Consider the following 14,142-nt stretch of genomic DNA (forward strand, 5'->3'; position numbering starts at 1 on the left):
TTTTCACTTATACTTATTCTCACAAACTTGTGTCGGAAAATCAAACTAAATTATTGCAGTAAATTGCCGGCAGAGTATTGGAAAAATATTTATAAATCTTTTAGGCAGCCTTTTGTCTGGGACATGATTTATAATAAGAATTGAACCTAAAAAGTTAAATATTAAAGGGGTGGATTCCATCCATGAGAATTTTGCATACCTCAGATTGGCATCTTGGACGAATGCTTGAAGGACGCAGCAGAATCGAGGAACAAATAAAGTTTATTGATGAACTTTGCCAAATTGTTGAAGACGAGAGAGTTGATCTTGTCCTAATTGCAGGAGATATTTTTGATACAGTGAACCCTCCGGCAATTGCCGAAGAACTGTTTTATGATGCCTTAAATCGTTTAACGTCAGGTGGAAGGCGAGGGGTCGTCGCAATTGCCGGTAATCACGACAATCCGGAACGGCTTTGCGCGTCGAGTCCTTTGGCGGCTCGGCAGGGGATTACTTTATATGGTTTTCCTAAAGATGTTTTACAGCCGAGTTTTTCTGGGTATTCTAATGATAGAAAAGTAGTACGAAAGGCAGCGGGTCAAGGATGGGTTGAGTTACATCTCCCTGGGTGCTCGGACTCTGTAATCTTAGCCCTCCTTCCCTATCCTTCGGAATCACGGCTCAATGAGGTTTTAAATTCCAGCCTTGACGAGGAAACCCTTAGGCAAGATTATTCAAAACGTGTCCAAGAATTATTAGCTTTGTTCAGTAAACCTTTTCGATCGGATACTGTGAACTTGGCTATGAGTCATCTTTTTGTCCGCGGAGGGATGCAATCAGAATCTGAGCGTCCTATTCAACTTGGCAGCGCACCGACCGTAGAAGCAGAGGCAATGCCTGGATGTGCTCAATATGTGGCCTTAGGTCATTTACACCGGGCTCAAGTTGTCAAAGGGGCACCGGTTCCGACGCGATATTCTGGGTCACCTTTGGCTTACAGCTTTTCTGAAACCGGGTATGCCAAATCTGTTATTTTAATTGAAGGGTTTCCGGGGCAGCCTGTGGCAACTCGGGAGATTTTCCTTAGTTCTGGTTACCCTCTGGTAAAATGGAAAGCTAAAGAAGGTTTAGCTCAAGTACAGAAGTGGATTGATGAAGGGAAAGATGAGCAAGCATGGATTGATTTAGAAGTTCATGTAACGAATGTTCTCAATCCTCAGGATATTCACAGCTTACGCCGTCAGAGAGAACGTCTTATTAATATTCGGCCGGTCTTTCCGGAAATGGAGCAGATAACCTTAGAGGCCCGGTCCAAGTTGCCTCTTGATGAACTTTTTCGCAGGTTCTATCAAGATAGAACAGGTGGAGCTGAGCCGGATCAAGAGTTAGTCTCTATGTTCTTAACATTGATTGATGCTGATAAGAACGAGGATCAAGGAAGCCGTTCCAAAGATCAGAACATTGAGGAACGGGTGGACTATGAGATTTCGTTACGAGGCAGTACAGTGAAAGCGATGACCGACGGGGAGGGGGCAGAGACTGCATGAAACCGATCTGTTTAAGGATTGCCGGTTTAAATAGCTTTCGTGAGGTTCAGGAGATCAATTTTACCAAACTTTGTGAGACAGGCGTATTCGGGATTTTTGGGTCTACAGGGAGCGGAAAATCTACAATTCTTGATGCTATGACTCTAGCCCTATATGGTACTGTGGAAAGGGCCGCTAATAATACCCAAGGGATACTTAATCAAGGGGAAGATAAACTCACGGTGGAATATACCTTTTCTTTAGCAGCAGGAAATCAAAGGATCACATACCGGGCAGAGCGCGCTTATCGACGTTCAGGAGACCGTACTGTTAAAGCCTCAACATGTCGGTTTGTAGAAATCCAAGGGCATACGGAATTGGTTCTGGCCTCTAAAGCCGATGAGATGACTAAAAAAGTTGAAGAAGTGTTAGGCCTGACGGTTGAAGATTTTACCCGGGCAGTCGTTTTGCCTCAAGGGAAATTTGCTGAATTTTTAACGATAAAACCGAAGGACCGACGTTTAATGTTGGAACGATTGTTTTCCCTTGAAGCGTATGGACGAAATCTTACGGCCCGTCTTTCGGAACAAGCTGATAGTGCCCGCTTCCATCTTAATGGTGTCGAGCAGCGGCTTCAAGGCCTGGGAGATGCCTCAGCTGAACAGGTTGCTATGGCCGAAAAGGAGTTTGAAACCGCGAGAATTGCCTCGGAGCAATCCCTTGGGTATTTAGAGCGTATCAAGCAAGAGTTTGAACAGGCCAAAGAACTGTGGGGGTTGCAAGAACAATTACATCAAGTTCAAGAAAGGGAATTCCGGCGTTCAGCTGTTAAATCTGAGATGGACAAGCTTTCAGAAAAGCTCGCTTTGGCGGAACGGGCGGAGAAATTACGGCCTATTTTAGAGGATCTACGCCTGGCAGAAAAAAGGCTGCGGGAAGCCCAGGAAGATGAAGAAACAGCAAGAAAAAAACTTGCACAAGCAAGAGCGAAAAAAGAACAGGCGGAGCAGCTTTGGCTGGAGGTCAATCATCAGCGATTGGAGAAAGAACCATTCTTTCTTCGCCAATTAGAACAACTAGAACAGGCGAAACGTCTGGAAACAGAGATTCAAAATCGCAGTCTGAAGTTATCTCAGACAAGGCAGCAGTATAGCGATCTTGATCGAAAGCGTAAAGGATTGGAACAAGCGTTTCAAGAGACTTTGGAAAAGAAAAGGGCCTTTGAAAAGCGGTTACAAGAGGGAAGGAGCAAGCTGAGTCAAATCACGGTCGACCCTGCCCAGCGGGCAAAAGTCAATGCTTCAGTTCAAGCCTTAGAGGCTTATGAAATTGTCTCTAAACAAGTGAGTGATTTAGAAAGAGACTTTGAAGAAAGTACAACGGAAATTAAGTCTGTAAAAACCCAGGAAGTTAATTTGGCTCGGGAAGTTAAAACGGCTCGGGAAGTCGTTACAAGACTAAAAGAAACTCTGGCGATGAGGGCCGAACACCCTCCCATACGAGAAGAGATGCTGAGCAGGCAAGCTCAGGACCTGGAACGCAGCCGCCATGGCATTATCAATGTCGGACGGGCTGAAGCGGAGAAACAAGAAGCCGAAGGACGTTTAAAAGCGATCTCTTTGGAGTGTCAAAGAGCCGGTGCTGATTTAAATGGGTATGAACAGGAACAAAAACTGTTATGCGCAGAAATTAACCGCCTAAAAGAATCTGTGGAGGCTAAAAAGGCCTATGTTAAAGAACTCGAGCAGAAGTATCGGTCTAAAATACTTGCTGAGTCCTTACTGGAAGGAGAGCCTTGCCCCGTTTGCGGTTCCCTGCATCATCCTTCCCCAGCTCTTAAAGTTCAGGATGGGATCATAGAGGAGGCCAATAAGGATCTTGAGGAAACCGGTAAACAGTTGCAAGATCTTGAGAAACTTGAGGCCGAGAAGGCGACAAGACTTGCAGTAGCACGAGCTCAGTTGGCTGCCAAACAAGACCTCGAAAAAAATCAATCTCAGCTTTTAGCAGATAAACTAACCGAGCTGAAAAATTATCGTGAGGGGCTCCCATTAGCTGATAAAAACTTGACTGTAGAAGAATTAAATCGATTGTTACAGAAACAAGAAGAGAATTTAGAGGTTCAGCGTCAGTGTTTGAAGGATTGGAATCAAGAACAAGAGCAGCTTATGCATCAGTTAGAGAGTGCTCAGCATAATCTGGACGGGATTGAAGAAGCATGGCATAAGCTTCAGGCTAAAAGTGCTGCGGTTACAGGTATGGGTTCGGAGATTCAAAATAGGCTCAATCAGATTTTACAAGAACAGTCTAAGCGGCAAAAGGATTTAGAGAATTTGCGAGGACATATCCTCACATCCGAGATCCGGTTATTACAGGACCAATATTCTCGTTGGGATCAAGTTACCAGGAATTTAAGCCAAGAGTTAACACAAGTCGAAACAGAACTGGGAAAAATAAATGCAGATCAGGAAAAACTTCTCGGTGAAAAGACAGCTTGTGAGCTTGATCTGCAGAATCTCAGGACCTTAGGAAGTGAAGCTGCTCGAACCTTGGAAGAGCTAAAACTTCAGTGTGATGCTATAACAGGAGGGAAACCAGCACAAGAGCGGTTAGAGAAGGTAAAGGAGGAGTTAGCTCAAGTTGTTACTGCTGAAGAACGACTTAAGAAGGACTATGAACAAGGGAAAGAAGTTTGGCTGCAATCAGAACAAGCTTTTGCAGTAAACGGAAAGTCCTTGGAGCTAGCCCATGAGGCTGCGGAGTCAATCCAACTCAAATTAAAGCAGGCTCTTATAGCGTCGCAATTTTCATCGGTTGAAGCAGTCCAAAGTGCTCTTTGTGAACTCTCAGACAGAGGGAACATGGAACAGAGAGTTTCAGAGTTTCAGCAGGAGGGGTTGCTTCTCGAACAAAAACGAGAAGATCTTGAAAAGCGTCTTCGGGGGCGAAGTCTTCAATCTGAGGAATGGTTAGCTTGGCCGACAGTGTTAAAAGAGGCAGAAAAAGTGCATACGGAAGCCGTTGAAAAGCGCGGTGCCAGTCTGCAAAGACTAAATAAGCTCAAAGAAGAACATGAAGAATGGCTGCGCTTGGAAGGTGAACGCCAAGCTTTGACTCATCGTCTTAATTTGCTTAAAAACCTGCAGAATGTATTCAAAGGAAATGGCTTTATCGAGTTCCTCGCTCAGGAGCAACTGGCAAATGTCTCGCGTGATGCTTCGGAACGCTTGAAACAACTGACCAATCAGCGCTACGCTCTGGAAGTTGATACTGAGGGAGGGTTTGTAATGAGGGACGATGCCAATGGGGGAGTGCGCCGCCCGGTAAGCAGCCTTTCCGGCGGGGAAACTTTTCTTACAGCTCTAGCCCTGGCCTTAGCCTTATCTACTCAGATTCAACTGCGCGGAGAATCTCCCCTGGAATTCTTCTTTTTGGACGAAGGCTTTGGAACCCTTGATCCCCATTTGCTGGAAACGGTAATGAATACTCTGGAAAAACTGCGTTTTCAAAACATAGCTATTGGGATTATCAGCCATGTACCGGAATTGAGGAATCGACTGGCGAGGCGTTTGCTTGTTTCGCCTGCTGAGGCCGGCGGAGTCGGGAGTAAAGTCAAATTAGAGATAGAGTAAGAGAATCGATTTTTCATTATCCAGTATTTAATGCTTGACTATAATTTAAAGAAGTCATACTATTCAAAGTAAGGAGATATTTTGAAACAGGGTTTCTCAGTAATTCGAAGTTGTTTCAAGATGTAGTCATAATTATAAATCTTTATCTAATCATAAGAATCCAATTACACGACTCCCGCAGTTGCAAGTGGGAGTCGTACCCCGTACAGAAATCGCATCCCCTAATGGGTGATAGGAAAAGGTGTTCAGAAGGAGGACCTATAGTGGCAGAAAAATATGTGCAAACTCTCGAACGTTCGCTGGATGTTCTGGAGGTGCTCGCTCACGCGGAAGAGCCTTTAGGGGTAACAGAAATAGGCAATCGCATTCAGCTGCATAAGAGTACAGTTCATCGTATTTTACAGACATTATGTTACCGAGGCTATGTCGAGCGAACAAAAGGGAACGAACATTATCAATTAGGAATTAAAATTGTAGAACTGGGAATTCGCTTCTTTAACGATCTTGAGATTCGTAAAGTTGCAGGACCTGTTCTCAATGATTTAGCAAAATTATTGAATGAGGTTGTTCATTTAGTACTGCCTGACGAGGGTGAGATCGTATATATTGACAAAGCTGAAAGTTCTCATGTAGTAAGTATGCATTCCAAGGTAGGGCGAAGAGCACCTATGCATTGTACGGCTGTAGGTAAGGCTATTCTTTCTACACTTCCCGAGGAGGAGGTTCGGCACATCTTAGAGGCCAAAGGTATGACTCGTTATACGCCGAATACAATTGTTGATCCGGAAGTTTTATTTAAAGAGCTGCAATCGATTAAGGAAAGTAAAATTTCCGTCGAGAAGGAAGAAAATGAGATTGGAATCATTTGTTTGGGAACACCTGTTTTTGATTATTCGGGACGAGCCATTGGAGCAATCAGCGTTTCAGGTCCTGCCAGCAGAATTCAGGAAAAGGGTATCGAGCGAATTGGGCAGGAAATGAAAAAAGCTGGCGAAGAAGTTTCTGCAAAATTGGGATTTAACTATTTCCAAAAACTATAACGACTTTTCTGATTTGATCACATTTAAGCAAACTTTTCAGAAATTTACTCTTGACGATTTTATACCTCAGGTAGATAATAGAGTCATAAAATTATGAAACATGGTTTCATTTGTAAAAACACGTGGTTAAGTCCTAGATAATTCTTAAGAGCAAGGGTATTGCAAGTATCAGTCTATCCGTCATATGGTCTGATAATCGGGCAGAGAAGGGGGAACTATTAGTGGGGGTTTTGACAGAAGTATACGAAATGTTAAACACGTGTAATAAGTGCGGTGGCTGTCATACAGCCTGTAAGACCTATAAGCTGACTGGCCAGGAAACAATGGTTGCACGCGGAAGAATCCAGCTCATCAAAGCTGTAGCCGATGGGAAATTGGAACCTGATCAAGAGTATGAAGATGCTATCATGAGCTGTCTGTTGTGCGGTGAATGTGCAGTAGCCTGTGCAAACGGTGTGCGAGGTAATGAGCTTGTTATGGCAGCGCGGCGTGACTTGAAATTAAGAAAAGGAATTAAACCATTTGCTAAGTCTTTTGCTTTAAAAACATTAGCAAGCCCGAAAAGGTTGGGAATGGGATTCAGTCTTTTCGGAGGAATGGGCAAAAGTGTTCTTAATAAAATCGATGGAATGGACTATTTTCGCGGTATTGATATTCGCAACTTCCCAACAGCAAAAAAACCATTTTTGGAGCAGGTTCCAGAGAGGATTACGGTGCAGCATCCGAAACACAAAGTCGGATTTTATGTGGGCTGTTTCCTAAATTACTCTTTAGATCAAACTGCTCATTCTGTTGTAAAAGTGTTAACGAAAAATGACTGTGATGTTATTATCCCTAAAGATCAAGTGTGCTGCGGCCTGCCACAGTACGCCTATGGCGACTTTGAAACAGCGAAAAAGAATGCCCGCAAAACTATTGATACGTTTTTAGATAAATATAAGGATGCCGAAGTTGTTCTTTCAGCTTGTGCTTCCTGCGCTTCAATGCTCAAGCACGACTATTTAAAGCTCTTTGCTGATGAACCATCATATCTTCCGAAAGTTGAATTATTTTGTGAAAAAGTGGTTGAGTTTTCAGAATATATGGCAAAAATTGGTGTCGATCAAAATCAGCTTCATAATTCAAGCCCCGTCAGAGTTACCTATCATGATCCTTGCCACATGATCCGGGGTCTTAAGGTGACAAAACAGCCTCGGCAATTGCTGCAAATGATTCCACGGGTTGAATTTAAGGAAATGTTTGAAGCAGGCCGCTGCTGCGGAGCTGCTGGTTTAATCCAAGCTTTCTATCATGAGGTATCGACAAATATCACGGATCAGAAGGTACAAAACATCAAGGATACGAATGCAGATTTGGTGGCTACAAGTTGCCCTGCTTGCATGTTGCGACTTCAAGGCGGCATAAATAAAGCCGGTCAAAAACAAAAAGTTATGCATGTTGCCGATTTAATGGCCAACGCTTACAAAGACTAATTAACCAAAAGAATCACATTGACTTTGTATATTTGCGGAACATGCTGACCGCAAGTTCTAGTAAATTAGTGGAAGGGCGGGTAGTCATGAGTAACGTCAATATCAGTAAGCTGAAGGCGATTGTCGGTGATAATAATGTCATTGATTCGCCTTCCGAAATGGCAAAATACCTAAAAGGTCAAGGTAAGCCTGCAGTCGTTGTCTTACCAGGAAATACTTCAGAAGTTTCGAGCATCGTTAAACTGGCAAATGAACAGAATGTAAAAATAGCAGTAGGCGGGGCAGGCGTCGGGACCAAGGGTCTTAACGGCGGAATTGCGATGGTTATGTCCCGGATGAACCGCATTTTAGAAATGGATCATCTAAACCTTGTAGCGCACGTCGAACCTGGACTTCTTCATAAGGAATTTCTGCTTAAGGTTGGGGAAGCCGGCTTAAACTTTCCTCCTGAGCCCTATGAAGTCGAAACCAGTTCTATTGGCGGCTGCTTTGCGGTTGGGGATTCTGATTCAAAATCTTTCGAATATGGTCCTACCAGAACGTTTCTTTTGGGATTTGAAATGGTGCTCCCGACAGGGGAGATCCTGGAAATCGGAAATAAATGCATTAAGAACGTTTCAGGTTTAGACTTCATTCACTTCGCTGTAGGGAGCCAAGGAACGTTTGGAATTTTCACCAAACTTTTGGTGAAGCTCTTGCCTGCACAGGAAGCTAAACGAGCAGTAATTGGCACATTTACATCAATTCATAAAGCTAATGCGACGTTCAATACGTTGATTAAGCGGAATATACAGCCGACCCGCATGAACCTCCTCAATGCCTCCCTTGCCCAAAATGCGATACCTGGAACGGAAGGGCAACTGGTAATTATTGATTTACAGGGCTTTAAAGAGTCGGGTAAAAATATTGCTAATGAAATTGCTGCAGTTCTCACCTTGGGCGGAGGCACTGATGTCAAAATCATTGAGGATGAGGCTGAATATGATCAAGTGGTCAATGGTTGGCTTAAGGTCCGTGCCGATCTCAATGGAAAACCGGAGCGAACTGTGGAGTTTCTGGTTGGCCCGGCGAAAATGCCTCAAGCCTTAACTCAGCTCGAAGCGCTTACAGGAGATTTGGGAGCTTACCCCGGTGTAGTTGTCGAAGGACTTCTTGGATATGTTTGTTTGGCTCTGCCCGAGGGAACTGATAAACTTGCTTTAGCTGCTAAAGTAAATAAACTGGCAATGTCCCTGGGCGGAAATGTGAAGGGCCTCTTGGGTCACAAGCTCAAATCTGAAGCTTACAATGATGCGGAAATGTGGCAGCAAACCATAGGCTTGCTCCAAGAACTGCGTCAACAATTTGACCCCAAAGGGATTCTTAGTCCTGGGGTAAGTCTAGAGGCTTAAGAAGAAGGAGGTCTGAATATGTTAAGCCAAACAGTTGTGAATCGCTTGAAGGAAATAGTCGGAGAAAAAAATGTAGTTACAGACAAAGTCGGCTTGTTGACCTATGGCTATGACGGCACGTTATTATCTGGTGAGGCCTTAGGAGTCGTTTCTCCGCATACAACGGAAGAAGTTGTTGAAATCGTCAAATTGATGAACGAGCATAATATTAAACTTGTGCCGCGAGGTGCCGGGACGAATGAGAGCGGCGGTACAATTCCAACTCAAGATTCTGTGGTCATCAGTTTTACTAAAATGACAAAAATTCATGAAATAGATACTGAAAATTTTGTGGCAGTTGTTGAGCCTGGAGTGATCAACTTTGACCTTCAGGTTGAACTCGAAAAGCAAAATTGTTATTTCCCTCCCGATCCGTCGTCCTATAAAGCTTCGACAATAGGCGGAAACGTTGGCGAATGTTCCGGCGGACCGAAATGTTTTAAGTACGGGGTTACACGAGATTATATTTTGGGCCTGGAAGTCGTTCTCCCGAATGGTAAAGTCATTCAAACGGGGGGGCGTAATTTCCAAAGTGAGCCGGGTTATGATTTAACCCGAATTATCGTAGGCGCGGAAGGAACTTTAGGATTGGTCACTAAAGTCTTCGTTCGTATCATACCCTTGCCCAGAGCTAAGAAAACCATGCTGGCTATTTACGACAAAGTTGAAGACGCTTCGCAAACGGTTGCTGATATAGTTGCTGCCGGTATTATACCTACAACCCTGGAATTGATGGATAATTTGCTTATTAATACCACTGAGGATTTTAGTCATGCTGGGCTCCCCCGTGACGCCGGAGCGGTTCTTATTATTGAGGTTGACGGATATCCTGAAGATATGGACGCTCAAGTCAAGACAATTAGTGAAATTTGCAATAGAATTGCCAAAGACTTTAAAATTGCCCAAACGGCAGCTGAGGTTGATCAAATCTGGACTTCCCGCCGCTGTGCTTTCGGGTCTGTTGCTCGTGTCAGACCATCCTATGGTGTTAATGATATTACAGTTCCGAGGAGCAATTTCCCCAAAGCCATTGAGGGAGTTCTTAAAGTTTCCAAAGAGTATGGTGTCACCATCGGAGTTGTGGCTCATGCCGGAGATGGGAATTTACATCCTCTCGTTCTTTTCGACCAACGGAATAAAGAGGAAGTTGAAACAGTCCATGCTGCAGAAAAGGCACTTTGTATGATGGCTCTTGATCTTGATGGTACAGTAAGTGGAGAGCATGGAATTGGGCTTGTTAAGAAAAAGTATCTCGATTCGGAGTTTACACCTGTTGCTATGGATGTTTTTAGAAAGATCAAAAGAAGCTTTGACCCCAGCATTCGCTTTAACCCAGGAAAGGTCTTTGAAGTGTAATGGCCTAAGGAAGGTATTCAAAACTGAATAGGGTAATCTTAAAAAGTAATTCGCATTTATAGAATAGGATAGAACTTTGGTGAAAGCAGGATGTTGGTCAAAAAAATTCTAACGCCTGCTTTCATATTTACTACGACCATTCTGATTGTGACAGGTGTTTGCCTAAAACAAAGGAATAAAACCGTGTTTCATTCCATAAATTAATTTTATTGTAAGTCCTGGTAGGAGAGCTAATTAAAAGGTTGACTAATCTGGAGATACGTAAGATAATGAAGTAGAAATAATAATGAAACCAAGTTTTGAATAATGAAACGCGAATGACTGACGACTAACAATTACAAAGACATTGCTTGTTATACATTGCAATGGTCGGTTTGAAATTCTGTCGCACATTGCGGAAATAACCGTGGTTAATTTTCTGTGTTACTCTTTCCTGGATACCATCTGGGAATCAATAATAAATTATATTTATTAGGGGGTATAATACGTTATGGCTATCATGAGATCAATTCTGTATATTCCTGGTAACAACCCAAAAATGGTGGCAAAGGCTCCGGAGTTTGTTGCCGACATCATTACTCTTGACCTCGAAGATTCCGTACCACCAGCTGAAAAAGAAGCTGCCCGGAAATTAGTTGCTGAAAACCTCAAATATGCTGGCTCCAACGGGGCACAAGTATTTGTTCGCATTAACAACTGGGAAACCGAATTAACCAACGATGACCTCGAAGCTATCGTTCATGAAGGACTTGCAGGCGTAACCTTAGCTAAAACCGGATGTGCTGCAGACGTTCAACGTCTCGATTGGAAACTTGAAGAACTTGAGCGTCGTCGCGGATTAGAAGTAGGAAGCGTAAAAATCTCCATGCTTCTGGAAACGGCTAAAGGGATTATACATGCTGCAGAATGCTGCTTAGCCAGTAAACGTAATGTTAATGCTATCTTCGGTGCTGTAGACTATTGCCGCGATATGCGCGTAAAATTAACCAATGAATCCGTAGAGCAACAATATGCTCGGGCTCACATGGCCGTTGCCTGCCGCGCAGCAGGAATCGTCGCTATCGATGCTCCTTTCGTAGATTTCAAAAATATCGAAGCCTTTGAGAAAAACGTTGCCGAAGGCCGTCAAATGGGTTATGAAGGCCGTATGATTATCCACCCAGGACAAATCGAACCTTCCAACCGTATGTATGCACCAGATCCGGCTGACGTAGAGTGGGCTCGCGGTGTGGTAAAAGTCTTCGAAGAAGAAGGAATTGCCAAAGGCAAAGCTTCCGTTTCTTACAATAACAAAATGGTTGATACCCCGGTTTATCTCAATGCTAAAGATATCTTAGCAGCACAAGCCGAGATCGATGCCAAAAACGCATCCAAAAAAGCCTAAGGTAAGTGAAGCCTGGTCACTTATTTGAGTGGCCAGGCTTTTTCTTACAAGTTATTTATTAAGATTGCATGCAACAACGACTTCGCTTTCGCTAAGGCTCGGAGAAGCCGGTTTTTCTTTATACTATCAGAAAGTATAGCCTACGGTTGATATTTTCCTTTAGCATAAATGCAGCTAACCTGTTCCTCCTTCGCCAGTTAAGTTTTGTTATCAAAAATAATCTTATGTTGAAAGGATTGGTGTAGATATGGGCCTTCGTGAAGATGCTCTCGCGCTCCATAAAGACAATAAAGGCAAAATTGCTGTTGTAAGTAAAGTACCTGTTCGCAATGGAGAAGATTTAAGTCTCGCTTATTCCCCAGGAGTTGCTGAACCCTGTTTGGAGATTGCTAAAGATCCTGCAGTAGTTAATGTTTATACAAATCGTGAAAATTTAACAGCTGTTGTCTCAACTGGCTCTGCAGTTTTAGGTCTGGGAAACATTGGCGCCCGCGCAGCCATGCCGGTAATGGAAGGAAAGGGAATTCTCTTCAAGACCTTCGGCAATGTAGATGCTTTCCCCATTTGCTTAGATACTCAAGACAGTGACAAAGTGGTTGAAGCCGTTAAGCTTCTCGAGCCAACATTTGGTGCTATTAACCTGGAAGATATTAAGGCTCCTGAGTGCTTTTACATCGAAGAAAAACTTAAAGAAATTTATGATGGACCGATTTTCCATGATGATCAACACGGAACAGCTGTCGTGACTATGGCTGGATTGGTCAATGCCCTGAAAGTAGTCAAGAAAGAACTGAAGGACGTTAAGATCGTGGCCAATGGCGCAGGCGCAGCTGGTATGGCCATTGTTAAACTCTTAATGAGCATGGGACTTCAAAATGTCATTATGCTCGATACAAAGGGTACGATATACGAAGGCCGTAAAGAAGGCATGAATAAGTACAAAGAAGAGATTGCTGCTAAAACAAACCGTGAATTACTTAAAGGTGATTTAGCGGATGCCTTAAAAGGCGCTGATGTCTTTATCGGCGTATCTGGTGCAAATCTTGTCACCAAAGAAATGGTAAAATCCATGGCACCGAATCCGATCGTGTTTGCTCAAGCAAATCCTGTTCCGGAAATTTGGCCGGCTGATGCTAAAGAAGCAGGTGCTGCAGTTGTAGGAACAGGCCGTTCTGACTATCCGAACCAAGTCAATAACGTATTAGCTTTCCCGGGGATTTTCCGTGGTGCTATTGATGCCGGTGCTAAAGTGATCAATGAAGAAATGAAAGTTGCAGCGGCTTATGCTATTGCCAGCATCGTCAGTGCCGAAGAACTCAATGCCGATTACGTAATACCTAAGTCCTTTGATTTACGTGTTGGACCTGCCGTTGCTGCTGCTGTTGCCAAAGCAGCCATGGATACGGGAGTTGCAACCCACAACGTTGATCCAGAGCAAGTCGCAGCCAACCTGCGTAAATATTACGAAAGTAAATAATTCAGACTTTGAACTATAGTGATTTCAATAATGTTAGGTTACCCTCTAATGTTTCATTAAATTATGAAGAACAAGCGGGATCTGCTTAGATTGCAGATCCCGCTTTTAAAGTTTATCCAATTGTAAGCAAGCCTCCCACTTCTCTAAGTTCATTTATTGACCGACCTATAGCTAACTGATAAGATGGGGAAAATTAAGTAGTGAACTCGTTCAGCTAAAGCTGAACATCGGGGCTTCAGATGGGGACTCTACCCCACCTGAAGTTTACGAAGGAGACCCACCCCCACTTATAGAAGTGGGGCTTAAAAACTGGATAAATAAGGGAGGAAATTGTATGTTTTCGACAATTGCTTCATTTCTGGCAACGTGGGAAAGAGAATCGGAACTAACCCTGCAGATTTTCAAGTCTTTAACGGATGACTCACTAGATCAAAGAGTCACGAAGGAGGACCGTACCTTGGGACGATTGGCATGGCATATAGCTATAACAATCCCTGAGATGATGTCCAAAACGGGGCTGACGTTTGCAGGATTTTCGGAAGATGCTCCGGTTCCAGGCTCAGTTAAAGATATTAACATCTATTATGAAAATGCAAGTAAGAGCATGAAAATGGGAATTATAAATCAGTGGAATGACCAAACACTTTTAGAAGTTCGTAACATGTATGGGGAGAGTTGGACAATTGCCATGATTTTAAACGTCCTGGTCAATCATCAGATTCATCACCGCGGACAAATGACCGTTTTGATGAGACAAGCAGGTTTAAAGGTACCGGGTATTTACGGCCCTGCGCGGGAGGATTGGAGTAAATTCGGCATGGAGCCTCCCTTAATATAAGGAATGGA

At 43.5% G+C, this 14,142-nt stretch carries 9 protein-coding genes; all 9 read left to right on the plus strand.

Annotation, left to right across the window (positions count from 1 at the left end; genetic code table 11):
- Positions 1–182 precede the first annotated feature (182 nt).
- The 9 genes from B5771_RS07445 to B5771_RS07485 all read left to right on the plus strand — a co-directional run bounded on the left by B5771_RS07445 (position 183) and on the right by B5771_RS07485 (position 14,134).
- Positions 183–1,526 (plus strand): exonuclease SbcCD subunit D, encoded by a 1,344-nt coding sequence (locus B5771_RS07445; RefSeq protein ID WP_088186960.1) that lies wholly within the window; start codon positions 183–185, stop codon positions 1,524–1,526.
- Entirely contained in the window at positions 1,523–5,137 is a 3,615-nt protein-coding gene (locus B5771_RS07450) for an AAA family ATPase (protein WP_088186961.1), read from the plus strand. Before B5771_RS07445 ends, B5771_RS07450 begins: the two co-directional genes overlap by 4 nt.
- A 263-nt stretch (positions 5,138–5,400) precedes the next feature.
- Positions 5,401–6,177 (plus strand): IclR family transcriptional regulator, encoded by a 777-nt coding sequence (locus B5771_RS07455; RefSeq protein ID WP_088186962.1) that lies wholly within the window; start codon positions 5,401–5,403, stop codon positions 6,175–6,177.
- Positions 6,178–6,398: 221 nt separating this feature from the next.
- A complete protein-coding gene (locus B5771_RS07460) occupies positions 6,399–7,649 on the plus strand; it encodes a (Fe-S)-binding protein (RefSeq protein WP_088186963.1) in 1,251 nt (416 codons plus the stop codon).
- Between the two features lie 86 nt (positions 7,650–7,735).
- On the plus strand, positions 7,736–9,040 hold the full coding sequence (locus B5771_RS07465; protein WP_088186964.1) for an FAD-binding oxidoreductase: 1,305 nt from the start codon (positions 7,736–7,738) through the stop codon (positions 9,038–9,040).
- Between the two features lie 18 nt (positions 9,041–9,058).
- Positions 9,059–10,435 (plus strand): FAD-linked oxidase C-terminal domain-containing protein, encoded by a 1,377-nt coding sequence (locus B5771_RS07470; RefSeq protein WP_088186965.1) that lies wholly within the window; start codon positions 9,059–9,061, stop codon positions 10,433–10,435.
- Between the two features lie 490 nt (positions 10,436–10,925).
- Positions 10,926–11,819, plus strand: coding sequence for a CoA ester lyase (locus tag B5771_RS07475; protein ID WP_088186966.1), 894 nt, complete (start codon positions 10,926–10,928; stop codon positions 11,817–11,819).
- Between the two features lie 247 nt (positions 11,820–12,066).
- Positions 12,067–13,296: a malic enzyme-like NAD(P)-binding protein gene (locus tag B5771_RS07480; RefSeq protein WP_088186967.1), complete on the plus strand. Its 1,230-nt coding sequence runs from the start codon at positions 12,067–12,069 to the stop codon at positions 13,294–13,296.
- A 334-nt stretch (positions 13,297–13,630) separates the two neighbouring features.
- Positions 13,631–14,134 (plus strand): DinB family protein, encoded by a 504-nt coding sequence (locus B5771_RS07485; protein WP_088186968.1) that lies wholly within the window; start codon positions 13,631–13,633, stop codon positions 14,132–14,134.
- The last annotated feature ends 8 nt before the right edge of the window (positions 14,135–14,142 follow it).

Source organism: Desulfosporosinus sp. FKA (genome assembly GCF_002196785.1).
GTDB classification, from domain to species: Bacteria; Bacillota; Desulfitobacteriia; order Desulfitobacteriales; family Desulfitobacteriaceae; genus Desulfosporosinus; species Desulfosporosinus acididurans.

Coding starts and splice junctions, on each gene's coding strand:
- B5771_RS07475 (WP_088186966.1), top strand. CDS start 10,926: ATGGCTATCATGAGATCAATTCTGTATATTCCTGGTAACAACCCAAAA.
- B5771_RS07480 (WP_088186967.1), top strand. CDS start 12,067: ATGGGCCTTCGTGAAGATGCTCTCGCGCTCCATAAAGACAATAAAGGC.
- B5771_RS07470 (WP_088186965.1), top strand. CDS start 9,059: ATGTTAAGCCAAACAGTTGTGAATCGCTTGAAGGAAATAGTCGGAGAA.
- B5771_RS07465 (WP_088186964.1), top strand. CDS start 7,736: ATGAGTAACGTCAATATCAGTAAGCTGAAGGCGATTGTCGGTGATAAT.
- B5771_RS07445 (WP_088186960.1), top strand. CDS start 183: ATGAGAATTTTGCATACCTCAGATTGGCATCTTGGACGAATGCTTGAA.
- B5771_RS07485 (WP_088186968.1), top strand. CDS start 13,631: ATGTTTTCGACAATTGCTTCATTTCTGGCAACGTGGGAAAGAGAATCG.
- B5771_RS07450 (WP_088186961.1), top strand. CDS start 1,523: ATGAAACCGATCTGTTTAAGGATTGCCGGTTTAAATAGCTTTCGTGAG.